General features: G+C 35.8%; 1 protein-coding gene. It reads left to right on the top strand.

Features of this window, described 5'->3' with window-relative positions; translation table 11 throughout:
- On the top strand, positions 1-514 hold a 514-nt coding region (locus ETC02_RS16920; RefSeq protein WP_171698472.1), incomplete at both ends, for a transposase.

Here is a 514-nt window from a genome sequence, read left to right on the forward strand (position 1 = left end):
AAAACTAACGAAAACTATAAGCTGTTAAACAGCAACATGGCACAGCAAATTTTAAAAAAGGTCAATGAAGCCTTTAAATCTTTCTTTGGTTTGATCAGTCTTGCCAAACAAGGAAAATATGACCACAAGGCTATCAGTATTCCAAAATATCTTAAAAAAGATGGCTTTCATTCACTGATCATTGGCCAGATTCGTATAGACGGCAACAAATTCACGATACCGTATTCTCGCCTATTTAAAAAGACTCACAAGCCTATCACGATAACGATTCCGCCTGTGTTACTGGACAAAAAGATTAAGCAGATTGAAATCATTCCTAAGCATCATGCCAGGTTCTTTGAGATTCAGTACAAATATGAAATGCCTGAAGATCAAAGAGAATTAAACGACCAAAAAGCACTGGCAATTGATTTAGGATTAAACAATCTTGCCACTTGTGTCACATCAGACGGCAGATCATTCATCATTGATGGGCGGAGATTAAAAAGTATAAATCAATGGTTTAACAAAGAAA

It is taken from the genome of Geobacillus sp. DSP4a (assembly GCF_013096875.1).
GTDB classification, from domain to species: domain Bacteria; phylum Bacillota; class Bacilli; order Bacillales; family Anoxybacillaceae; genus Geobacillus; species Geobacillus thermophilus.